Below are 20,637 nucleotides of genomic sequence, written 5' to 3'. Positions count from 1 at the left end.
CCATGTCCGAACAGCAGGCGCCCGCCCTTCGCGGCGTGATCGAAACCGTGCTTTACACCGCCGACATGGCCCGGGTCCGGAATTTTTTTGAAACGGTACTGGGGCTCTACCCACATCTGGCCGATGAGCGCTTTACCGCCTATCCGACCGGGCCTTCCATGCTGCTGCTCTTTCAGCAGGGCCAGACCGATGACACCGTGCACCTGCCCGACGGCATGGGCACCATTCCGCCCCATGACGGCGACGGCCGTCAGCACATCGCCCTGGCCATCGATGATGACGCCCTTGCCGACTGGGAGGCACACCTGGCGCATCATGAGGTGGCCATTGAAGGGCGCGCCCACTGGCCGCCCGGCGGCGAAAGTCTCTATTTTCGCGACCCGGACGGCCACCTGCTGGAGCTGGTCACCCCGGGGCTCTGGCCCAACTACTGAGAGATCATGATCTGGCGCCTAATTGCTGCTGGTGCCGGTGTAGCGCCCGGGACGGTGGTTGAGGGTCAAAATGACCCCCAGTACCGTGGCCCCGATGATGGAGTAGATCACGTTGGCCGGCGGCAGCACGAAAAAGGCCAAAAGCATGACCAGACCGTCGAGGGCGAGCTGAACCTTGCCGGCACTCCAGCCGCGGCGGTCCTGCAGATACAAGGCGAGAATGTTGAAACCGCCCAGACTGCCGCGATGGCGAAAGAGGGCCAGCGCCCCCAGGCCGATCAGGCTGCCCCCCATGAGCGCGGCAAACAGCGGTGATATCTCACCGATATCGATCCAGCGCGGCATCTGCCAGCTGATCAGCGACAGCAGGCCAATGGCGGCAAAGGTCTTGAGCGCAAACTGATGACCGACCCGCTGCCAGGCGAGCCAGTAAAACGGCAGGTTCACCACGAAAAAGACCGGGCCGAAGTCCCAGCCGGTGCTGTAGGTAATCAGCAGCGCAATGCCGGCGGTGCTGCCGATCAGAATCTGGGCATGTTCATACAGCCCGATCCCCAGGGCGGCGCAGGCAGACCCCAGCATGATGGCCATGACATCTTCATGCAGGCGATGTCGGCTCAATGATGCATCCATCGATAATATCCTTATTGTTGTATGCCCGCCGGATAGGCAGCGCGTTGGTCACGGCGCTTGTGACGCCTCGGGATATTATCGACAGCCCACGCGCAGGCGTCGAGGGGCCGCGCCCTATTCGGAGGGCGACGTGGCGTGCTCGATCATCAGTTGCAGGCTTTCCCGGCCGCGATAACGATTGCGCGACAGGCGAAAGGCGCAGCGTATCTCCTCCCCGACCGCCACCGGCATGTTCTCGCCCGGCGTGACGGCGCGAAACCAGATCGCGCGGACCAGCTGGCTGCCGGCATCCAGCGTCATCATCAGATGGTTGCCTTCGCTGCCGACCAGACGCGCCTGATCGACCACGAAATGCCCTTCAAAAAGCGGCGCCTCGAACTCGCGACCATAGGGGGCCAGCGCCTCGAGCTCGTCGAGAATCGGCAGTGCCAGCTGCTCGGGATCAAGGGCGCCGTCACTGAGAATCAGCGGATAGAGCTCGCGGCCCCCCAGCTGCTCATCGATGGCCGTGACCAGCGCATGATGAAAGGCCTCCAGCTGGCTGACAGGAACGCCGACCCCGGCCGCTCCGCTGTGGCCGCCAAAGCGTGGCAGCGCCTCGGGTGCCAGCTCGAAAGCCCGCTGAAGGGCATCGCGCAGATGCACGCCCTCCACCGAACGCCCGGAGCCGGTCAGCATGTCAGGATCAGGCGCCTGGGTCAGCACCACCGCCGGACGCCCGAAGGCCTGCACCAGCCGCGAGGCCACAATGCCCTGCACGCCGGGATGCCCATCGGCCAGATGGACCACCAGCACGCGCGCGCCCTGCTCCAGCTGCTGATGGGCCATGGCGCGGGCCTGTTCGGCCATGTCGGCTTCAATGGCCTTGCGCGACTGATTGTCATCATCGAGCACGTTGAGATAGCGCCGCGCGCTGGCGTCATCCTCGGCCAGCATGAAGTGCAGCGCCGCATAGGGGTCATCCAGCCGCGAGCGGGCGTTGATGCGCGGCCCCATCTGAAAGGCGAGCGTCTCGGCATCAAAGGGCGTGCTGTCCGGCCCCAGCCGCTCGGCCATCATCCGCCAGCAGGGCGCCTCCATGCGGTTGATCAGCTTGAGCCCGAGCGTTACCACGGCGCGATTGATGGCGCTATCGCCCAGCGACACGCAGTCGGCCACCGTGCCCAGCGCCACATAGGCAAGCCAGGGCGAAAGCTTGGGGGTATCCAGGGCCAGCCGGCCGGCCTCGATCAGATGCGACCGGGTCAGCGACATCAACAGCCAGCACACCATGCAGCCGGCGATGGTGGCATCGGGGTAGTCGCAGTCGGCGCGCGACGGATTGACCACCGCAAACGCCGACGCCGGCGGCCCTTCCACGGGCAGGGCATGGTGGTCGGTCACCACCACATCGATACCGGCTGCCTTCAGACACGCCAGCCGCGGTTCGTCACTGGAGCCGCAATCGGCGCTGATGATGAGCGACGGGCGCGGCGTGAGCGCCAGCGTCTTGTCCACCAGGGCGCTGCTGATGCCGTAGCCGTCATTGATGCGGTGGCCGATGAGGCTGTGAAGCCGTTCGCGCGGCACGCCGAACAGCTCGACCAGCGTTCGCAGGATCACCACATGGGAGGTAATCCCGTCGACGTCATAGTCGGTGATGATGCCGATATGTTCCCCCTTGATGACGGCCCGTGCGATCCGCTCGGCACCGCGGGTCGCATCACACAGCTTCTCGGGATGTTCGATATAGCGCAGGGCCGGCGCGATCAGTGCCGACACCGGGGCGCGCGGGTCCTTGAGACGCCCGGCCAGAATCCGCGCCTGCAGCTCGGTCAGGCCGGCATCGAGCGCCTCACGGTAGAGGCCTTCGTGACAGGGACGCTGCAGGATTTTCTTGTCCAGCAGCGTTTTCAGGGAAGGGCTCGCGTTATCCACAGGGGCTCCGAAAACTCAAAGGCTGCGCCGGCATCAATGATGCCGGCGCAGCCCTGTTGATGGATCGTTCAGCATGGTCAGTTCAGCGGCGTCATGACCTGGCGCTGAAAGGCGGCGCGCTCGGTGAGGCGCTGATACCAGCGCTCGAGATGCACCAGTGCCTGACGCTCGATGGGCATTTCAAACCAGGCATACATCATGCAGCCCAGCGGGATATCACCCATGCCCAGCGACTCGCCGGAAAGCCAGGGCTGGTCGGCCAGCACGTTGTCCACACGCGACAGCAGCCTCGTGCATTCGCCAATGCCGCGGTCCCTGATCGCATTGTCGCGCTGATCCGGCAATAACCGTACGGTATTCCAGAAGACATCCCTGGAGGGCGCAGCGAAGGTCGAGGTGGCCCAGTCCATCCACTTGTCCGCCTCGGCACGTCGAGCGGGGTCATGGGCGGCCAGTGGTTCTTCGCCGTACTGCGCCATCAGATAGCGCACGATGGCATTGGATTCCCACAGCACCAGCGCCCCGTCCTGAAGGCAGGGAACCAGGCCATTGGGATTGAGCGCCCGGTAGTCGGGGTTATCCACGATGCCGAATTCGCCACCGGCATCGATACGCTCGACCTCAAGCCCAAGCTCATCGGCGCACCAGAGCACCTTTTTGACATTGCTCGAGTTGGCTCGGCCCCATACCTTCAGCATGTCCCCTCCTCACTCCGTGATGCAGGCAACGCCTGTCCGTTTGATCAGCTGCTGGCCACCCGATGCTCGGCGACAAAACGCTGAACGTCCCGGGCGTTGGCCGGCAGCACGTCGTAGCGTTCTTCGCGTTCCATCAGATCACTCATGGACTCCGGCAGCGCTGCCCCTTCAAAACCGGCCCTGACCACGGCGTCCTCGAACTTGGCCGGGTGGGCCGTGGCCAGTGTAATCATCGGCGTGGTGGCATCACTGCGCGCCACTTCAGCGGCGCGATAGCCGGTCGCGGTGTGCGGATCGAGCAGCTCGCCGGTGCGCTCGAAGGCGTCGCGAATCACCTCGAGGATGGTGTCATCATCCACGCGATGGCTACCGAACTTCTCGCGCAGCCTGGCCAGCGGTGCATCGGCCAGCGCCGTGGGCTCCTGCTGGAAGCACTCCAGCAGCGCACGGACGCGATCACCCTCGCGGTCGTAGGCATCAAAGAGCAGACGCTCGAAGTTGGAAGACACCACGATGTCCATCGAGGGCGCGAGCGTGGCGGCTAGCTCGCGTTTGGAGAAATCGTTGTCGGCCAGCGTCCGGTGCAGGATGTCGTTGGCATTGGTGGCAATCACGAACTGCTTGACCGGCAGCCCCATGCGGCTGGCGGTATAGCCGGCAAACAGGTTGCCGAAATTGGCCGACGGCACCGTGAAGCTCACCTCGCGATGCGGCGCGCCCAGCGCCACACCCGAGGCGAAGTAATAGACGATCTGCGCCATGATGCGCGCCCAGTTGATCGAGTTGACCGCGATCAGTCGGGTGCCGTTGAGAAAGCCCTGATCGGCGAAACTGGCCTTGACGATCGCCTGGGCATCATCGAAATTGCCTTCGATGGCGATGTTGTGGACGTTGTCGGCCAGCACCGTGGTCATCTGGCGACGCTGCACAGCAGAGACGCGCTGATAGGGGTGCAGAATAAAAATGTCGAGGTTGTCGCAGTGGCGGCAGCCTTCGATGGCCGCCGAGCCGGTATCACCGGAGGTGGCCCCCATGATGACCGCCTTCTCGTCACGCTTTTTGAGAAAGTAATCCAGAAGGCGACCCAGCAGCTGCAGCGCGACGTCCTTGAATGCCAGCGTCGGCCCGTGAAACAGCTCCATTAGCCAGTGATTGTGGGAGAGCTGCTTGAGCGGCACCACGGCGTCGTGCTTGAAGGTGGCATAGCTGTCATTGATGATGCCGCGCAGGGTGTCATCATCGATCTCACCGCCGACAAAGGGCTTCATGACCCTAAAGGCCACTTCGGTATAGGGCTGCCCGGCCATGGCCGCGATCTCTTCACAAGAAAACTGCGGCAGCGTTTCCGGCACGTAAAGGCCGCCGTCGGGGGCCAGCCCGGTCAGTACCGCTTCTTCAAAATTCAGCGCAGGAGCGTTCCCGCGCGTACTGATGTAACGCATGGTCTGTGCGCCCCTGATCAGACGTTTTCGTCAAGGTGTTCGATGCGAATGCGGGTTACCGGCCCGGCGATGTCAGCCAGGGCTTCAAGCTGGCGGATCGCTTCATTCATGTTGGCCTCGCGGGTGCGGTGGGTGGTGATGATGATCGGCACCAGCTCGCCTTCGGTGGCCTCCTTCTGGATCAGGGCCTCGATGCTCACCCCCTGCTCGGCCAGAATGGTGGCCACACGGGCCAGAACGCCGGGCCGGTCCACTGCCAGCAGGCGCAGGTAGTAGGCCGTGACGATATTCTCCATCGGCAGAATCGGCAGGCTTTCATCACCTTCCACGATGCCGCTGAAGGCTAGATAGGGGGTGCGATAGTCATGGTGGGTGGCCATGTCGCGTGCCACGTCCAGCAGGTCGGCCACTACCGCCGAGGCGGTCGGCTCGGCGCCGGCCCCGGCGCCGTAGTAGAGTGTCGGCCCCACGGCGTCGCCCATCACTTCGATGGCATTCTTGACCCCGTGCACATTGGCCAGCAGGCGCTCTTTAGGGATAAGCGCCGGATGCACCCGCAGTTCGATGCCGTCATCGGTGCGCTTTGAGATGCCAAGATGCTTGATGATGTAGCCCAGCGCATCGGCCTGCTTCACATCATCAAAGGTGATCCGCGAGATGCCTTCGGTATAGGCGCGCTCGAACTGCAGCGGCACACCATAGGCGATCGAGGCCAGAATGGTCAGCTTGTGGGCCGCATCAATGCCTTCGACATCAAAGGTCGGATCGGCCTCGGCATAGCCCAGTGCCTGGGCTTCGGCCAGCACGTCTTCGAACGCCCGGCCCTCGTCACGCATATGGGTCAGGATATAGTTGCCGGTCCCGTTGATGATACCGGCCACCCACTGAATGCGATTGGCACCGAGCCCTTCGCGCAGGGATTTGATGACCGGAATGCCGCCGGCCACGGCCGCTTCAAAGGCGACAATGACGCCCTGCTCGGCTGCCGCGCGAAAGATTTCGTTGCCGTGTACGGCGATCAGGGCCTTGTTGGCGGTGACGACGTGCTTGCCGTGGCGAATGGCTTCCAGCACCAGCTCGCGGGCCACGTCGTAGCCGCCGATCAGCTCGACCACCACATCGATGTCCGGATTGCGGGCTACTTCGAACACGTCGCGGGTGACGTTGATCCCGGTCAGATCCACCTGCGGACTATCACGCCGCGCGCCGATCTGTTCCACCACGATGGCGCGACCGGCGCGGCGTTCAATATCCTGGGCATTACGCACCAATACATTGAACGTGCCGCTGCCCACGGTCCCCAGTCCGCAAATGCCTACCTTTACCGGTTCCACCGTCTTGCCCCCTGGTCTACTGATTTCAACGCTGCATGACTGTTGTCCCGGCGCTGTCAGACACCGGGAGGAGAAGCAGTGTAACGCCCCGCACGCCTTCCATGAATGCCCTGGGGTTAATTCTCCAGGCCCAGCATACCGACCAGTCGATCCACCGGCACATAGCCCGGGATCATGCGACCATCAGGCAGAATCAGCGCGGGCGTGCCCTGAATGGCCATCTGCTTGCCCAGTGCAAACTGCGCCTCAATGGGGGTGTCACAGCTGGACGTGCCCTTGAGCTTCTTGCCCTTCATGGCCGTCGTCATCGCCTCGCTGCGATTGTCACTGCACCAGACCTGACCGAGCTCACGCGCACCCTCACCATTCATGCCGGCACGCGGAAAGGCCAGATAGCGGACTTCGACGCCACGCTTGTTGAGCTCGGGCACCTCTTCATGAAACTTGCGGCAGTACGGGCAGGTGGTATCGGTAAAGACATTGATGACAGTCTTGACCTCACCGGCGGGGCGAAAGATGACCATATCCTCATCGGGTATCTGCTTGAGCAGTGCCACGCGATGCTGCTGCTGTTTCTGCTCGGTCAGATTGACCATCTGCCCGCTGTCATTACGGTAAAGATCGCCGACCAGCAGATACTTGCCGTCCCGATCGCTGTAGAGGGTCTGGCCGCCTTCCAGCTGGACCTCATAAAGACCCGGCAGGGGTGAAGCTTCTACCGTGCGCACCGGCATCGACTGGCCATTGACGACCAGATGATCAGCCAGATCTCTGGGCACATCGGTATTCTCGGCCTGTGCGCTCTGGGCCACCACGGCGCTGACCAGCAGCACACCAGTCAAAAGCGAGCGAAAGGAGAAAGCAGACAACATGGACATGGGTGATTCAGCCCCTTGGGTGGTGTTTGGCATGAATGGCTTCAAGGCGCGCCTGAGCCACTCGAGTGTAAATCTGTGTGGTAGAGAGGTCACGATGACCGAGAAGTTCCTGCAGCACGCGCAGATTGGCACCGTGATTAAGCAGGTGGGTGGCAAAGGCGTGGCGCAGGGTATGTGGTGATAGCGATGCATCAATTCCCGCTCTGGTGGCATGGTGCTTGATGCGATACCAGAAGGTCTGTCGCATCATGAAACCATTGCTGCGCCCGGGAAACAGGGGCGCCCGGGTAATGTCTGTCATCAGCTCACCGCGCCCTTCGCGCAGATAGCGTTCCAGCCACTCGATGGCAGGCTCCCCCATCGGCACCAGCCGCTCGGCGTCGCCCTTGCCCAGCACCCGCACCACGCCCTGACGCAGGTTGATGCTGTCTACCCGTAACCCGACCAGCTCGGAAACACGCAGCCCGCAGCTGTAGAGCACCTCCAGCATGGCGCGATCGCGCAGTCCCAGCGGGGTGGTCACATCCGGCGCGCCGAGCAGACGCTCGACCTCTTCTTCTTCCAGTGTCCCCGGCAGACCGGCACTGGCCCGAGGTGCCACAATATCGGCCAGCGGATCACTGTGGATCTGGCCGGTGACCAGCGCCCAGCGATAAAAGCGGCGCAGGCTGGAGGTCAATCGGGCATCGGAACGCGCCTGATAACCCTCCCGACGCCGCTCATCGATCAGGTTCTGATAGGTCTGACTATTCGGCGCCAACAGGCTCATGTCGTGACGGGACAGATAGCGCTGCCAGTGCATCAGATCACATCGATAGGCATCCAGCGTGTGCATGCTGGCACCGCGTTCAAGCCATAGCGCATCAAGAAAGGCATCAATCAGCTGGCTGGACATGACAGTTTCTCATGAAAACACGACCGTGATTCGGGCAGGCCTTTACGGGGCGCCCGTTCCCATTTTGCACAGACCAGTTCCAGACAGACCGTTTTCAGACAGACAAAGACCCCGCCCATGATGCATGGTGCGGGGTCTTTGGGAAACTGCCCGATGACATCGGGCAGTCACGGAAAGGCTCAGGACTTCTTGGCGAGCTTTTCCTTGATGCGTGCAGACTTGCCGCTGCGATCGCGCAGGTAGTAAAGCTTCGCCTGACGAACGTCACCACGACGACGCACTTCAATGCTGTCGACCTGACGGCTGTAGGTCTGGAAGGTACGCTCAACGCCAACACCGTGAGAGATCTTGCGCACGGTGAAGGCCGAGTTCAGGCCGCGGTTACGCTTGCCGATGACAACGCCTTCAAACGCCTGCAGACGCTCACGACTGCCTTCCACGACCTTGACCTGTACCACGACAGTGTCGCCGGGGCCGAAATTCGGGATTTCCCTGTCCAGCTGCTCGTTTTCAAGCGCCTGGATAATCAGGTTTTTGCTGCTCATGACATTTCTCCAATGTGACTGGACCCGGTCGCAGTGTCTGCAACACCGGCGTCCTTGATCCCGGCGACATGCGCGGGGTCGATTCGTGGGTGACGCGGCATTATTCGAGCGATGGCCCTTTAATCCCGCACCGCCGCATCGGCATCCACCAATGCGTGTTCGTCGATGAACTCGTCCAACAGTTGACGCTGTTCGCGGTCGAGTGTCATCTCCTGCAGCAGTTCCGGCCGACGCTGCCATGTCCGCCCTAGCGACTGCTTGAGGCGCCACCGACGAATCTCGCCGTGATGACCTCCCAGCAGTACTTCCGGTACACGTCGTCCATCGACCTCTTCCGGACGCGTGTAGTGCGGACAGTCCAGCAGACCGGCACTGAAGGAGTCTTCTTCAGCAGACGCCTGATGCCCCAGTACACCCGGGACCAGCCGCGCCATGGCATCACACAGTACCATGGCCGGCAGCTCACCGCCGCTGAGCACATAGTCACCGATGGACCACTCTTCATCGATATCAAGATCAATGACGCGTTCATCGATGCCTTCGTACCGCCCGGCCACCAGCACCAGTCTTTTGCTGGAAGCCAGTTGCCTGACGCCGGCCTGATCCAGCTTTTTCCCCTGCGGAGAGAGATAGATCACCTTTACCGGCTCACCATCATCACTGTCCGCCTGCTGCTCACCGTGACGTCTGGCCTCGGCGATGGCACTACGCAGCGTATCGACCTTCATCAGCATGCCGGGGCCGCCCCCATAGGGACGATCATCCACGCTGCGATGGCGATCCAGAGCGTAGTCTCGCGGATTCCAGCAGTCGATGCGCATCAGGCCGCGTTCGACGGCGCGCCCGGTAACACCATAGCGTGTTACGGCATCAAACATTTCCGGAAACAGCGATACCACTCCAATCCACACGGCCCATTACTCGCCTGAAGGGGAAACATTCATCAAAAATCGGGATCCCAGTTGACGGTCATGAGACCGCCTTCAAGGTCAACCCGCATGACGACGTCATCCGGCAAAAATGGAATCAGGCGCTCGCGGTCTTCACCCCGAACCACCAGAACGTCGTTGGCACCGGTTTCAAAAAGATATTCGACCCGCCCCAGTGCAACACCGTCGACCGTATGAACGTTGAGTCCTTCCAGCTGATACCAGTAGTACTCATCGTCTGCCAGTGCCGGCAGCTCATCGGCCTTGAGCCAGATGGTAGCCCCCGCGACACGCTCGGCGGCTTCTCGTGAATCAACACCATCAAGGCGAACCACCAGTCCCTTGCCGTGACGCTGACCGTTGAGCAGGGTCATGGGCGTTCGCTGCCCATTGTGCTCGATCAGCCAGGTATCGTAGGCGAGGATACCCTCCATGGGGCTGGTCCACGAATACACGCGAAGCCACCCTTTTACGCCATAGGGGCTGGTCAGCTTCCCCATGACGACGTACTGCTCAGGCGACTGCGTCATACCGATTCCAGAATGTATCAGGCGGAAGCGGTTTGCTGCTTGCGCGCAAAACGCACCAGCTCGGCGACGCGGTCAGAGAGCTGCGCGCCCTGGGCCTGCCAGTGCTCGATGCGCTCGAGATCGATACGCAGACGCTCCTGCTGACCACGGGCGATCGGGTTGAAAAAGCCCACCTGCTCCAGATAACGGCCATCACGCTTGACGCGCGAATCGGTCACATGCAGGTGATAAAAGGGACGCTTCTTGGCGCCACCACGTGCCAGACGAATGGTAACCATTTAAAGTCCTTCAGTTGGAATAACGTCGCACTCAATTAAGCACGACGAGGCCGTAAACATGTTGCGCGCATCGTCCTGACCACATTGCGTCTACGGAAAAACCTTCCGGAAAACACCATGCGCAGGCGCGCCGCTTCTCGAAGACGCGGTATTCTACGGGAAATTTCAAGGCTTGGGAACTGCATAAATGCAGTTCCCCTGCAAGCGAAATCGGGCACTCCTCAGCGACGCGGGAAACCGCCCGAGCCGCCCATGCCGCCGGGGCCGCCCATGCCCCCCATACCGCCGCCGGGGCCGCCCATGCCACCGCCGCCCATCATGGAGCTCATACCACGCATCATCTTCTGCATGCCGCCCTTTTTGCCCATCTTTTTCATCATCTTCTGCATCTGCTTGTGCTGCTTGAGCAGACGGTTGAGGTCCGGCACGGTCGTCCCGGAACCGGCACAGATGCGACGCTTGCGCGAGCCGTTGATGATATCGGGCTTGCGGCGCTCCTTCGGCGTCATGGAGTTGATCATCGACTCGAGCTTGCCGAACTCCTTCTCGCTGGCCTGGCCCTGCGCCATCTCGGCCATCTGCCCCATGCCGGGCAGCTTTTCGAGCAGACTGCCCATGCCGCCCATGTTCTTGAGCTGCTGGAGCTGGTCACGGAAGTCCTCGAGATCGAAGCTTTCGCCCTTCTTGATCTTTTTGGAGAGCTGATCGGCCTTGTCGCGATCGACCTTGCGCTCGGCCTCCTCGATCAGGCTGAGCACGTCCCCCATGCCCAGAATGCGTGACGCCACGCGGTCCGGGTAGAAGGGTTCAAGGGCATCGGTCTTCTCCCCCATGCCCATGAACTTGATCGGCTTGCCGGTGATATGACGCACCGAGAGCGCGGCACCGCCGCGGGAGTCACCATCGGCCTTGGTCAGGATCACGCCGGTCAGCGGCAGCGCTTCATGGAAGGCCTGCGCTGTGTTGGCAGCGTCCTGGCCGGTCATGGCGTCAACCACGAACAGCGTTTCCTGCGGCGAAATGGCGCGATGAAGATCGCGAATCTCGCCCATCATGGTCTCGTCGATATGCAGGCGACCGGCGGTATCGACCAGCACCACGTCAAAGAACTGGATGCGGGCATGACGAATGGCCGCTTCAGCGATCGCGACCGGCTGCTGCTCGCTGGTCGAGGGGAAGAATTCGACACCCACTTCATGGGCCAGCGTTTCAAGCTGGTCAATGGCGGCAGGGCGATAGACGTCCGCCGAGACGACCAGCACCTTCTTTTTTTCACGCTCGCGCAAAAAGCGGGCCAGCTTGGCAACGGACGTGGTCTTGCCCGCCCCCTGCAGACCGGCCATCAAAATGATGGAAGGGGTCTGCTTGAGCTCGAGCGGCACATTGCCCTCGCCCATGGTGGCTTCCAGCTCCTGCTGGACGATCTTGACGAACTGCTGGCCCGGCGAAAGGCTTTTGGATACTTCCTGACCCACGGCGCGCACGCGTACGCGCTCGACAAAGTCCTTGACCACGGCCAGCGAAACGTCGGCTTCCAGCAGTGCGCGACGGACTTCGCGCAGGGTATCCTTGATGTTCTCCTCGGTCAGTCGTGCCTGTCCGGTCACGGATCTGAGCGTATGGGAGAGACGATCTGTCAGGTTATCAAACATGAGCTTCTCCGATGGTGCAGCGGCGGCGGCAGAAACGTAAGAGGCGCCCATGCCGAGACCGGAAAATGTTGGTGCACATTATAACGGTTCAGAGGACTACCATGCACCAGCCTGACAAGGATTCGTGCTGCAAGGAGGGTACGATACCCCGGTGATGCCCGGTTTCGATCAAGGTTGGCTCCCGGTATAGTAGTCAAACCCCGTGATCTGCATCACGACGCGCACGCCGGGTTCGCGATTTCCATACGGATTGTCACATAACGATGCTCACGCTTTTTTCTGCCCTTGTGGCAGTTGTGTTTTATTGCACCGCCGCCTGTCGCCAGATGCTGTCCCTGACCCGGCGCCTGCCCCTGCGTCAGGGGCTTGTCAATGCCGCCAGCGCGCTGGCCGTGATCGGCCACGGCATTGTGGTCTATACCACCCTGCGCGCGCATGAAGGGCTGCATCTGGGGATTTCCGAGACGGTCTCGCTGGTCTTTTTCCTGATTGCCACCCTGCTGTTGCTGGCCAGCATCAAAAAGCCGCTGATGCCGGCCGCCGTGGGCCTTTACCCGCTTGCAGCCCTGAGCGTGATCGGTGCCGTCGGCTTTCCGGAGTCCAGCATTGAATATGGCTTCACGCCCGGGATGCTGACGCACATCGCCACATCGGTGCTGGCCTATGCGCTCTTGATCATGGCCGCAGGCCAGGCCGTACTGCTGGCTGTGCAGACGCACGCGCTCAAGCACAATCATCTTCGGGGCATCATTCAGGTCCTGCCGCCGCTGACGACCATGGAACGACTGATGTTCGAGCTGATTATCTATGGCATGGTCTTTCTGACGGCCTCGATTATCAGCGGCTTTTTGTTCATCAACGACCTGTTTGCCCAGCATCTGGTGCACAAGACCGTGTTGTCCCTGCTGGCCTGGGTGCTTTTTTCCATCCTTCTCTGGGGGCGCTATCAGCGCGGCTGGCGCGGTCTGTGGGCCATTCGCTGGACGCTGGGCGCCGTCATCGTGTTGATACTGGCCTATTTCGGCACCAGGCTGATCGTACAGTTGCTGCATGGTTAGGCCGGGCTGCATTCAGGCAGTTCCTGCCAATGCCGCCTTGACACCCATGTCACAAATTCCTAAAAACGACCGATAACCGATTCCGAGGATCCACCGACCTTGAGCGATGACACTCCCCTGGGGCTGATGTTTGCCCTGCTCGTGCTGCTCATTATCCTGTCTGCTTTTTTCTCGAGCTCGGAAACCGGCATGATGTCCATCAACCGCTACCGGTTGAAGCATCAGGCCAATACGGGACACAAGTCCGCCAGGCGGGTGCTGCGCATGCTATCGCGCCCGGACCGGCTGATCGGTGTCATCCTGATCGGCAATAATTTCGTCAACAACCTGGCCGCCTCGATCGGCACCATCATTGCCATTCACTTTTTTGGTGACGTTTCCGGCCCGGCCATCTCGACGGCCATTCTGACCCTGGTCGTGCTGATCTTTGCAGAAGTCACGCCCAAGACGATGGCGGCCCTGCGGCCTGAAAAGATCGCCTTTCCTGCCTCGCTGATTCTCGAGCCCCTGCTGCGCGTTCTTTATCCGCTGGTCTGGCTGGTCAACGGCATTTCCAACGGTTTGCTGCGCCTGGCCGGCATCCGCGAAATCGATGGCAGCGCCGCTCACCTGACCCGCGACGAACTGCGCACGGTCGTACATGAGGCGGGCACCATGATCCCGCGTCGTCACCAAACCATGCTGCTGTCGATCCTTGATCTGGAAAATGTCACCGTCAACGACATCATGGTGCCGCGTCATGAGGTGGTCGGGCTCAATCTCGAGGACGACCTGGACGCGCTGCTTTCGGAGATTCGTACCAGTCAGCACACGCGAGTGCCGGTCTACAAGGGCGACATCAACAACATTATCGGCATCCTGCATCTGCGCAACGCCGCACGCATCATGTCCCAGCCCAATGTCAGCAAGGCTTCCATCGTGCAGGAGGCGCGCGAGCCCTATTTCGTGCCGGAATCCACACCGCTGCACACCCAGTTGCTCAACTTTCAGCAGCAAAAGCGCCGCATCGGCATCGTGGTCGATGAATATGGTGATGTGCAGGGGCTGGTGACACTCGAGGATATCCTCGAAGAGATCGTTGGCGAATTCACCACCGATATTGCCGATACGCATCAGGAAATTCATCAGCAGGATGACGGCAGCTATATCATTGATGGCACCGCCAACATCCGTGAGATCAACAAGGTCCTGGGCTGGCAGCTGCCGACCAGCGGGCCCAAGACGCTCAACGGATTGATTCTGGAGTATCTGGAATCCTTCCCCGATGCTCCGGCCAGCCTGGAAATCGGCCCGGTTCGCCTCGAAATTCTCGAAATCAAGGAAAACCTGATCACGTCAACGCGCTGCTGGCAGACCCAGAGACGTACGGCGCGCGCCGGTGATGCTCGCCAGTGACCAGTGAAGGAGCATGGTGCGAGGGCGCTTTTGGGATTGAATTAAGCCTGTTTTGTTAAGTTGCGCGATATCCATGATGGTCGCTCCGGGAACACATGATGATATCGCTCACTTTCTCGCACGGTTTATGTGCAACAGGTCAACATGATACTCATGGATAGCCTTCGACTGCGTCTGTTTGTCCTTTGCTGCCTGATGATACTTCCGGCGCTTACTGCAGCGGCATGCGCCTGTCCCGAAGAAGGTCAGGACGTGTCTCAGGATGAAGTACTGCAGATGACCGAGAATGGCCATATAGAGCCATTTCCGGCCATTCTTGAGAAGGCACGCGAGTATCGCAGCGGCAAGCTGCTTGAAGCCAAGCTCGATTGTGTCAACCAACGTTATGTTTACGAGATCGACATGCTCGATCATGATGGGCAAATCAGGGCGCTTCGATTTGATGCCGTGACCGGCAGGCACCTGGATCTGGAAGAAGATTAGAGGGGTAACCATGCGGCTGCTACTGATTGAAGACAATGTCCCGCTTGCGGACGAACTGACTGCCCTGTTTACCCAGAACGGCTACGCCGTTGACTGGTGCACGGATGGTCGTGACGCTGCGGTCATGGCCACCAGCGAACCCTTTGACATCATCATTCTTGATCTGGGTTTGCCCGGCCGTCCTGGCCTGACGCTGCTGGAACAGTGGCGCGCCGACGGGCTGGACACACCCATTCTGATTCTAACGGCCCGCTCCAGCTGGAGTGAGCGCATTACCGGACTGCGTGCCGGTGCCGATGACTATCTGCCCAAACCCTTTCATCCTGATGAGTTGATTCTGCGTCTTCAGGCACTGGTACGCCGCCGTCACGGTCAGCGCCCCTCCCCGACCATCTCGGTGGCCGGTGTCGTGCTGGATGAAAACGGTCAGAGTGCATGGCGTACTTCCAATGAAACGCCAATCAATCTGACTCGCGCCGAATTTGCGATTCTGCGCTACCTCATGCTGCATCCCGAGCATGTCATCGCCAAGGACCGCCTGCTCGATCACCTTTACGACAGTGAACATGACCGCAACCCCAACGTGGTCGAGGTGCACATCAATCACCTGCGCCAGAAACTGGGTCGTGGCGTGATCATTACTCAGCGGGGCCAGGGCTATCGTTTCGGCGGTGACAGCGTCGTCGCCTGATGTCACTGACACGTCGTCTCGATCTGGGCCTGTTGGCCTCGGTGCTGGTGGTCATGCTGTTGCTGGCCCACGGCAGCGTGGCGCTGTTTGACTACGTTTTGCGTGACTACCTGACCGAACGGCTGCGCGAAGATGCCGAAAGCCTGGCAACCCTGCCGGTGGATCGGAATGATCAGGTCCGAATCGATCCACTGCGCCTGCGCGCTTCCTTCAACCAGGTCTATTCGGGACAGTATTTTGTCATCGATATCGATGATACCATCCATTTGCGCTCCCGCTCCCTCTGGGATCATCGTCTCAAGCCGGTCGAAGGCGATACGGCCCAGATTCGGGAAGGCCCCGAGAATCAATCCCTGCTGGCCTGGACGGGTCAATACCATCGCGGCCAGCATCATTTCACCATTACCACGGCGCTGGATTACAGCACCGTGACCCGACGTCTGGACTGGCTGCGACTGTGCATCTGGGGCCTTGGGGGCGTCATGGCGATTTTATTGGTGTTTATTCAACGCCGCGTGATTCGCCTGGGACTCATGCCGCTGGAAAAATTACAGCGCGAACTGGCGCAGCTGCATGAAGGCAAGCGCATGGCGCTGGAAACCCGGGTACCGGATGAAATAGCCCCCTTTGTTGAAGAGCTCAACCATCAGCTGGAGCGCATCGAGCGCGTACTCAATCGCTCTCGCGACGGCATTGCCAATCTGGGTCATGCACTTAAAACGCCCTTGTCCGTGATGGAAACCCAGCTGGCACGTCGTGAACTCGAGCAGTTTCCTGATCTACGCAGGTCACTGCAGGCCCGTCTGGATGACATTCACCGCCTTGTAGAGAAGGAGCTTCAACGCGCTCGACTGGATACCGGTGAAGTCTCCGCGGCGGCCCGCTTTCAGCCTGACAGCGATGTTCAGCCTCTGCTGGACACGCTTCGCGAGATTCACACCAATGTCGCCTTCATCAATGAAAGCGCACCCCTGCCGCCCCTGCCCTGGGATCGTGATGAGCTGCTGGAAATTCTGGGGAACCTTCTGGATAACGCCGGCAAGTGGGCCCATGGCCTGGCCCGGCTGACCATGTCCTGTCAGGAGGGTCGGTTCATGATGCTGGTCGAGGATGACGGGCCCGGCATTCCGCTGGACCAGCGAAGCCGGGTGATGGGTCGTGGCACGCGTCTGGATGAGCAGGTTACCGGACACGGTCTGGGGTTGGGCATCGTGGAACAGATTGTCCATCACCACGGCGGGAAGATTCATCTCGGTGAGAGCAATCTGGGCGGGCTGGCCGTGACCGTTGAATTACCCGTCCCGCTGACGGCCTGAACCGCTGGCGCCGCCCCTGCCTTTCTAGCGCGGTGCCTGCGCCATTGCGTCATCGTCTTGCGTCAGCGTGTCCGGCGCGCGAAAGGGCTTGTTATTGGCGTAAGCATCGATACTGGTCTTGAGTGCAGCAACACTTGCCTGCAGTGATCCGCACGTGGCGGTCCGTGATGCGACCGGGGCCCCGAAGCTCAGACAGACCTTTGCTCGAAAACGTCTGGGCATACCCTTGAAGGGCACGCCATCATAGCGCGACGACCACGATCCCCAGAGCCCGGACAGCGCTGCCGGAACTACCGGCACCGGGTCACGCCTGAGAATCAGATCGATCCCCCGGCGAAACTCGTTCATGTGGCCATTGCGGGTCAAGCGTCCTTCGGGAAAGAGCATGACCACCTCTCCGTTTTGCAGTGCCTTGCTGACCATATCCAGCGCCCGACGCATGCCCTTGGGGTCCCGGCGCTCGGAGGCTACCGGAATGGCGCCGGCCATTCGAAAGAACCAGTTGAGCCAGGGCGACTCATAAATGGGCTTGTCCATCAAAAAGCGCAGCGGCCGGGGGCTGGCGCCCCCCATGACCAGGGCGTCCATGAAACTGACGTGATTGCAGACCACAATCGCTGCCCCCTCATCGGGGATATTTTCAATGCCCCGGATACGCAATCGATACCACATGTGTACCAATACAAAGATACTGATGCGCATCATGGGGCGTGCCTGCAGCACGGCACAGACCAGCGCCGTGATCAGGGAAATGCCCGCCAGCGCCGCAAAAAAGGTGTGCAGGGAAACATCCAAAACGCCGATCAATACGGCGCCAAAGGCCGCCGACAGCACCATGAACAGCGCATTGAGAATATTGTTGGCGGCAATCATGCGCGCCCGGTGCTCATCGCTGCTGCGAATCTGTACCAGTGTATAAAGCGGAATGATATAGAGCCCCCCCCCGACCCCGATCAGGGACAGATCAAGCAGCATCCACCAAAAGCGCGGCATGCCCATAAGCTCTGCCAGCGTATTGATGCCGGTGCCCAGTGCCGGGTGTGTGGCAAAGTCAAAGCCCGCCAGCGCCAGTACAAAGGCCCCGATGGGGACCAGCCCTACCTCCAGCCGACCGGCCGACAGGCGGGCACAGACCAGCGACCCCAGCCCCACACCCACGGCAAAGGCCGCCAGCAGCATGGTCACTGCCCCGGCCTGCCCGTGCACGACATGACTGGTCCAGAGCGGCAGCTGGGTCAGGTAGCAGGCCCCCAGAAACCAGAACATGCTGATCCCGATCAGGGCCCGAAAGATGCGGGGCGCCCGCCAGGCAGCCGACAGCACCTGCCAGGACCCTCGAAAGGGCTGCCATTTCAGCTGCCCGCGTGACTGAGCCGGCGCGGATGGGACCAGAAGGGCCGCGCCCAGCCCGCACAGGGAGACCACGACCAGCGTCGCGCCGATCAGCACGCGGGCATGGCTGCCCCCGAGCGCCATAAGAATGCCGGCCCCGAGCGTGCCGAGCAAAATGGCCAGAAAGGTGCCCATCTCGACCCAGGCATTGGCCTGGACCAGCTCCGTACGCTGTACGTGCTGGGGGAGAATGGCATATTTGACCGGGCCGAAAAGGGCCGACTGGGTGCCCATCATGAACAAAAGCCCCAGCAGCAGGGCATAGGCATCCAGCCAGATAGCCAGCGCCGCACAGGTCATGGTGGCCAGTTCCAGCCACTTGAGCGCGATGATCAGCTGGCGCTTGTCCCGATAGTCGGCAAGCTGGCCACCCCAGGCGGAAAACAGCAGATACGGCAGAATGAAAAGCGCCGCTGCCAGATTATTGACCAACCCCGCATCCCAGCCCAGACGGGGTACGGCCACAAATGTCACCAGCAGCAACAGAACGTTTTTGAAAACGTTATCGTTGAAGGCGCCCAGCGCCTGGGTCCAGAAAAAGGGCGCAAAGAACCGGCTGCGCATCAGGTTCAGGACATTTCTCAATGACCTGCCCCCCCGGCGCGCAATCCGGCCAGAATGGTATGCAAAAGCTGATCCAGCAGCTCGGTCACCTCAAGCGCCTGCCCCTGGCCGTAACCCAGACGCTGATTGAGCCCCAGTTGCACCAGGCCATGCACGCTGCCCCAGAGGGTGCGCGCCAGACGACTGGCTTCAGGGTCAGCCATCTGCGGCTGCACTTCCTTGAGCGTGGCCTCGACCCGCAGGAAAAGCGCCTCGATCATTCGTCCCTGTCGGGTATCGAGCTCCCCTTCTTCGGCAAGCGGATAATCAAACAGCAGCTGCCAGCGGTGGGGATAGCGGTGGGCGAAATTCCAATAGGCCCTGGCCAGAGCGCTCAGGCGCTCATCAGGCGTGCCGGCCTGAAAGGTATCAATGTGGCCCTTGAGGCTGTCGAGCGTTTCAAGGTTGACGTACTGAAGCAGATTGTTGAAGCTGCCATAGAGCTTGAGCAGCGTACTGGGCGCACAGCCGACATCGCGAGCAATGGAGCGCAGGGACAGGGCATGTATGGGGTGATCCTTGAGCCAGCTGTCGCATGCCGCCATGACGCTGGCATGCAGCTCCTCCGGTGAATGCTGTCTTGGGCGCGCCATGAAAATTCCTGCCTGTTATATTTTGTGATCGAACACTGTTTTCATACAGCATATCCAGCCTGTTTTCAAAAGCAAGAGATATTACCGATGCCGAAAACACGCAGGCTGTAAACCACGCTTATACACGGACACATGATATTTCAAAGCTTTCCTTAACAAGGCGTTCATATCCTTCACCATTTTCATGTCATCAGGAGAGATTGCCATGGCAGGGCGTTTGTATATTGAAGCACTCAATACCGCCAGGCTTCTCGACGGCCTCGTGATCGACAGCCCCATCATTGCCAGCCCCAATCTTGCTCCCAGACACTGGCTGTCGATGCTTCGCCTGGAACAGGGCCACATTCATCTGGGCCGTGCCTTCTGGGGCATGACACCCTCCTGGCTCAAGGTCCTTGACCACGCGCCTCACTGCGCACGCGCTGAATCCCTTGACGAAAGACGCATGTTTCGCGAAGCCTTCAGCGCCCGGCGCTGTCTGATCCCGGTGTCCGGTGTCTATATCTGGAAACAGCTGCCGCGGCAGAAACAGCCCTTTCTGGTCACCCGGATCGACCGCGAGCCATTCATGCTGGCAGGCATCTGGTGTCGATACATGACCGATACCCGAACGGCCTTCGATTCCATGGCGCTGATCACCGTGGGTGTTGATGCACCGCTGACGCCACTGACCGATCGCTTTCCTGCCGTCATCAGTGCCGAACAGGCAGCCACCTGGCTTTCTCCCGAGACGCCGCTGGCACAGGCACGTGACCTGCTCACACCGGCACCGCCTGCCCTGCTCGGCGCCTTTCCGGTCGAGCGTCTGGTCAATGACCCGGCCAATCAACACTGGCACTGTGCACGTCCTACCGGACACATGCTGACGGCAACACGCGGCGCCATTCACGCCACCGGGCACTAGCCGGTACACAAGACACCTTCAAGTGCACAGGGCAACC

21 protein-coding genes are annotated in these 20,637 nt (G+C 60.8%); 7 read left to right on the top strand and 14 right to left on the bottom strand.

Annotation, left to right across the window (positions count from 1 at the left end; genetic code table 11):
- Positions 1 to 2: 2 nt before the first annotated feature.
- Positions 3 to 434 (top strand): VOC family protein, encoded by a 432-nt coding sequence (locus Q0931_RS00750; RefSeq protein WP_299256260.1) that lies wholly within the window; start codon positions 3 to 5, stop codon positions 432 to 434.
- Positions 435 to 452: 18 nt separating this feature from the next.
- On the opposite strand, the gene Q0931_RS00745 is transcribed toward Q0931_RS00750, so the two are convergent.
- The 12 genes from Q0931_RS00745 to ffh all read right to left on the bottom strand — a co-directional run bounded on the left by Q0931_RS00745 (position 453) and on the right by ffh (position 12,165).
- Positions 453 to 1,067, bottom strand: coding sequence for a YitT family protein (locus Q0931_RS00745; protein WP_299256258.1), 615 nt, complete (start codon positions 1,065 to 1,067; stop codon positions 453 to 455).
- 114 nt (positions 1,068 to 1,181) lie between these two features.
- Positions 1,182 to 2,984 carry a DHHA1 domain-containing protein gene (locus Q0931_RS00740; protein WP_299256256.1) on the bottom strand — a complete coding sequence of 601 codons (1,803 nt, stop codon included), beginning with the start codon at positions 2,982 to 2,984 and terminating at the stop codon, positions 1,182 to 1,184.
- A 77-nt stretch (positions 2,985 to 3,061) separates the two neighbouring features.
- Positions 3,062 to 3,682 (bottom strand): glutathione S-transferase, encoded by a 621-nt coding sequence (locus Q0931_RS00735; RefSeq protein WP_299256254.1) that lies wholly within the window; start codon positions 3,680 to 3,682, stop codon positions 3,062 to 3,064.
- 44 nt (positions 3,683 to 3,726) lie between these two features.
- A complete protein-coding gene (thrC, locus tag Q0931_RS00730; protein WP_299256252.1) occupies positions 3,727 to 5,124 on the bottom strand; it encodes a threonine synthase in 1,398 nt (465 codons plus the stop codon).
- A gap of 17 nt (positions 5,125 to 5,141) precedes the next feature.
- Complete coding sequence (locus Q0931_RS00725) at positions 5,142 to 6,458, bottom strand: homoserine dehydrogenase (protein WP_299256250.1); 1,317 nt, start codon at positions 6,456 to 6,458, stop codon at positions 5,142 to 5,144.
- A 116-nt stretch (positions 6,459 to 6,574) separates the two neighbouring features.
- Entirely contained in the window at positions 6,575 to 7,336 is a 762-nt protein-coding gene (locus Q0931_RS00720) for a DsbC family protein (protein WP_299256248.1), read from the bottom strand.
- Between the two features lie 7 nt (positions 7,337 to 7,343).
- Positions 7,344 to 8,231: a site-specific tyrosine recombinase XerD gene (gene xerD / locus Q0931_RS00715; RefSeq protein ID WP_299256246.1), complete on the bottom strand. Its 888-nt coding sequence runs from the start codon at positions 8,229 to 8,231 to the stop codon at positions 7,344 to 7,346.
- 179 nt (positions 8,232 to 8,410) lie between these two features.
- Positions 8,411 to 8,776, bottom strand: coding sequence for a 50S ribosomal protein L19 (gene rplS / locus Q0931_RS00710; RefSeq protein ID WP_086620701.1), 366 nt, complete (start codon positions 8,774 to 8,776; stop codon positions 8,411 to 8,413).
- Between the two features lie 119 nt (positions 8,777 to 8,895).
- Complete coding sequence (trmD, locus tag Q0931_RS00705; RefSeq protein ID WP_299256243.1) at positions 8,896 to 9,687, bottom strand: tRNA (guanosine(37)-N1)-methyltransferase TrmD; 792 nt, start codon at positions 9,685 to 9,687, stop codon at positions 8,896 to 8,898.
- A gap of 32 nt (positions 9,688 to 9,719) precedes the next feature.
- Positions 9,720 to 10,235, bottom strand: coding sequence for a ribosome maturation factor RimM (rimM, locus tag Q0931_RS00700; RefSeq protein ID WP_299256241.1), 516 nt, complete (start codon positions 10,233 to 10,235; stop codon positions 9,720 to 9,722).
- A gap of 17 nt (positions 10,236 to 10,252) precedes the next feature.
- Entirely contained in the window at positions 10,253 to 10,513 is a 261-nt protein-coding gene (gene rpsP, locus Q0931_RS00695) for a 30S ribosomal protein S16 (RefSeq protein ID WP_086620704.1), read from the bottom strand.
- Positions 10,514 to 10,734: 221 nt separating this feature from the next.
- A complete protein-coding gene (ffh, locus tag Q0931_RS00690; protein WP_299256238.1) occupies positions 10,735 to 12,165 on the bottom strand; it encodes a signal recognition particle protein in 1,431 nt (476 codons plus the stop codon).
- Between the two features lie 263 nt (positions 12,166 to 12,428).
- Here ffh and ccsA point away from each other — a divergent pair, with 263 nt between their 5' ends.
- The 5 genes from ccsA (at position 12,429) to Q0931_RS00665 (ending at position 17,108) form a co-directional block, all read left to right on the top strand.
- Positions 12,429 to 13,223 carry a cytochrome c biogenesis protein CcsA gene (ccsA, locus tag Q0931_RS00685; protein WP_299256236.1) on the top strand — a complete coding sequence of 265 codons (795 nt, stop codon included), beginning with the start codon at positions 12,429 to 12,431 and terminating at the stop codon, positions 13,221 to 13,223.
- A gap of 99 nt (positions 13,224 to 13,322) precedes the next feature.
- Complete coding sequence (locus tag Q0931_RS00680; RefSeq protein ID WP_299256233.1) at positions 13,323 to 14,618, top strand: HlyC/CorC family transporter; 1,296 nt, start codon at positions 13,323 to 13,325, stop codon at positions 14,616 to 14,618.
- A 252-nt stretch (positions 14,619 to 14,870) separates the two neighbouring features.
- A complete protein-coding gene (locus Q0931_RS00675; RefSeq protein ID WP_299256231.1) occupies positions 14,871 to 15,101 on the top strand; it encodes a peptidase in 231 nt (76 codons plus the stop codon).
- Between the two features lie 10 nt (positions 15,102 to 15,111).
- Positions 15,112 to 15,792 carry a response regulator transcription factor gene (locus Q0931_RS00670; protein ID WP_299256229.1) on the top strand — a complete coding sequence of 227 codons (681 nt, stop codon included), beginning with the start codon at positions 15,112 to 15,114 and terminating at the stop codon, positions 15,790 to 15,792.
- Positions 15,792 to 17,108: a sensor histidine kinase gene (locus tag Q0931_RS00665; protein ID WP_299256227.1), complete on the top strand. Its 1,317-nt coding sequence runs from the start codon at positions 15,792 to 15,794 to the stop codon at positions 17,106 to 17,108. Before Q0931_RS00670 ends, Q0931_RS00665 begins: the two co-directional genes overlap by 1 nt.
- Positions 17,109 to 17,132: 24 nt before the next feature.
- On the opposite strand, the gene Q0931_RS00660 is transcribed toward Q0931_RS00665, so the two are convergent.
- Complete coding sequence (locus Q0931_RS00660; protein ID WP_299256225.1) at positions 17,133 to 19,085, bottom strand: MFS transporter; 1,953 nt, start codon at positions 19,083 to 19,085, stop codon at positions 17,133 to 17,135.
- Positions 19,082 to 19,696 carry a TetR-like C-terminal domain-containing protein gene (locus Q0931_RS00655; RefSeq protein ID WP_299256223.1) on the bottom strand — a complete coding sequence of 205 codons (615 nt, stop codon included), beginning with the start codon at positions 19,694 to 19,696 and terminating at the stop codon, positions 19,082 to 19,084. The genes Q0931_RS00660 and Q0931_RS00655 overlap by 4 nt, the downstream gene beginning before the upstream one ends.
- Before the next feature lie 205 nt (positions 19,697 to 19,901).
- Between Q0931_RS00655 and Q0931_RS00650 the strand changes: the two genes are divergently transcribed.
- Positions 19,902 to 20,600, top strand: coding sequence for an SOS response-associated peptidase (locus Q0931_RS00650; RefSeq protein ID WP_299256221.1), 699 nt, complete (start codon positions 19,902 to 19,904; stop codon positions 20,598 to 20,600).
- Positions 20,601 to 20,637 lie beyond the last annotated feature (37 nt).

This window comes from uncultured Kushneria sp. (assembly GCF_947497025.1).
Classification (GTDB): Bacteria; Pseudomonadota; Gammaproteobacteria; order Pseudomonadales; family Halomonadaceae; genus Kushneria.
This window is presented reverse-complemented; position numbering and strand designations above follow the sequence as displayed.

Coding starts and splice junctions, on each gene's coding strand:
- Q0931_RS00750 (WP_299256260.1), top strand. CDS start 3: ATGTCCGAACAGCAGGCGCCCGCCCTTCGCGGCGTGATCGAAACCGTG.
- Q0931_RS00745 (WP_299256258.1), bottom strand. CDS start 1,067: ATGGATGCATCATTGAGCCGACATCGCCTGCATGAAGATGTCATGGCC.
- Q0931_RS00735 (WP_299256254.1), bottom strand. CDS start 3,682: ATGCTGAAGGTATGGGGCCGAGCCAACTCGAGCAATGTCAAAAAGGTG.
- thrC (WP_299256252.1), bottom strand. CDS start 5,124: ATGCGTTACATCAGTACGCGCGGGAACGCTCCTGCGCTGAATTTTGAA.
- Q0931_RS00720 (WP_299256248.1), bottom strand. CDS start 7,336: ATGTCCATGTTGTCTGCTTTCTCCTTTCGCTCGCTTTTGACTGGTGTG.
- xerD (WP_299256246.1), bottom strand. CDS start 8,231: ATGTCCAGCCAGCTGATTGATGCCTTTCTTGATGCGCTATGGCTTGAA.
- rplS (WP_086620701.1), bottom strand. CDS start 8,776: ATGAGCAGCAAAAACCTGATTATCCAGGCGCTTGAAAACGAGCAGCTG.
- rimM (WP_299256241.1), bottom strand. CDS start 10,235: ATGACGCAGTCGCCTGAGCAGTACGTCGTCATGGGGAAGCTGACCAGC.
- rpsP (WP_086620704.1), bottom strand. CDS start 10,513: ATGGTTACCATTCGTCTGGCACGTGGTGGCGCCAAGAAGCGTCCCTTT.
- ffh (WP_299256238.1), bottom strand. CDS start 12,165: ATGTTTGATAACCTGACAGATCGTCTCTCCCATACGCTCAGATCCGTG.
- ccsA (WP_299256236.1), top strand. CDS start 12,429: ATGCTCACGCTTTTTTCTGCCCTTGTGGCAGTTGTGTTTTATTGCACC.
- Q0931_RS00670 (WP_299256229.1), top strand. CDS start 15,112: ATGCGGCTGCTACTGATTGAAGACAATGTCCCGCTTGCGGACGAACTG.
- Q0931_RS00665 (WP_299256227.1), top strand. CDS start 15,792: ATGTCACTGACACGTCGTCTCGATCTGGGCCTGTTGGCCTCGGTGCTG.
- Q0931_RS00655 (WP_299256223.1), bottom strand. CDS start 19,696: ATGGCGCGCCCAAGACAGCATTCACCGGAGGAGCTGCATGCCAGCGTC.
- Q0931_RS00650 (WP_299256221.1), top strand. CDS start 19,902: ATGGCAGGGCGTTTGTATATTGAAGCACTCAATACCGCCAGGCTTCTC.